The sequence below is a fragment of the Lentzea sp. NBRC 105346 genome, assembly GCF_030269605.1.
Lineage (GTDB): Bacteria > Actinomycetota > Actinomycetes > Mycobacteriales > Pseudonocardiaceae > Lentzea.
In genome coordinates this window covers 1-795 of the sequence record NZ_BSTQ01000045.1, presented here as the reverse complement: position 1 = coordinate 795, position 795 = coordinate 1, and the positions used below count along the sequence as shown (strand labels likewise).

At 72.5% G+C, this 795-nt stretch carries 1 protein-coding gene; it reads right to left on the bottom strand.

Features of this window, described 5'->3' with window-relative positions:
* The coding region (locus QSK35_RS42525; RefSeq protein WP_285754135.1) for a transposase at positions 1 to 795 on the bottom strand (795 nt) is incomplete at both ends.

Here is a 795-nt window from a genome sequence, read left to right as displayed (position 1 = left end):
TTTGTTGTTTGCTGTCTTGGGTTTGCTGGGCCTGCGTTGTTTGCGGATGACGGGGTGTCGGGGGGCGGGTGTGGTGGTGTGGCCTGGTGGGCGGCCGGGTCCTGGCCGGATGGGTTGTCGGGGCTTGGCCGGGGTGCCCAGCAGGGGCTGAAGTGCCCGGAATCCGCGGCGGACCCGGCAGGGGCTGAGCAGGCCTGGGCGTTCCCAGGGCAGCCGCAGGTCGCTGACGATGTCGCGGGCGGCGGCGAGGGTGGCGTAGGCGGCGGTGATCAGCCAGCTCCAGCGGGTGGCCTGCTCGGGCGTGCGCAGCCGGGGTGTGGTCCAGCCCAGGTGCTGCTTGAGGAAGCGGAACAGGTGCTCGATGTCGAACCGGTGCAGGTAGGCCCGCCATGCCTGGTCCAGGTCGAACGATCCCGCGGGGCCGGTCCACAACAGCCAGATCGGTTTCTCGCCGGGCTTGGCCGACTGGATGCGGATCACGTTGCCCCGCACGATCTCCCGGGCGGCTCCGGGATGCGGGACGCGGCCGGGCTCGGCGAGTTTCTTGGAGTGCCGGGGATGCAGCCCGTGCCAGGCCAGCACCGACAACTCGTAGGGGCGCCCGTGATCGGGGCGGGCCGGGAGGGCCCGGATCTCGTCCGGCGCAGGCCAGGATGCCGGGTCGGACAGCTTCATCGCCGGGCCGTGCACCGGCGGCCGGCCGCGGGTCCCGGCAGGGCGGGGTGGTGGGTCGGTGAACAACACCGAGTCGCTGCGGACCCGCACCAGCAGCTGCACCGGCTGCCCGGCCAGCTG